1 pseudogene is annotated in these 245 nt (G+C 60.8%); it reads right to left on the bottom strand.

Features of this window, described 5'->3' with window-relative positions:
• Positions 1-245, bottom strand: a pseudogene (locus KMS84_RS40565) (ammonium transporter); the annotation flags it as partial.

Genomic DNA, 245 nt, shown 5'->3' with positions numbered 1-245 from the left:
GTTGCGTGTTGAGCATGACGATCCCGGACAGACCATTCAAGCCACCGCCAGAGCCGATGTTGAAACCAAACCAACCTACCCATAGCATCGCTGCACCCGCCATGGTCAGGCTTAGGTTATGCGCAGGCATCGGCGCGTTTGCATAGCCCTTGCGTTTGCCCAGTATCAGGCACGCCGCCAGCGCCGCCACGCCTGCGTTGATGTGCACAGCGGTGCCGCCAGCGAAATCCAGCACCCCCCAGTTA

The organism is Streptomyces hilarionis (genome assembly GCF_024539675.1).
GTDB classification, from domain to species: Bacteria; Actinomycetota; Actinomycetes; order Streptomycetales; family Streptomycetaceae; genus Streptomyces; species Streptomyces hilarionis.
The sequence above is the reverse complement of the archived record's forward strand: the minus strand, read 5'-3'. Positions and strand labels throughout refer to the sequence as shown.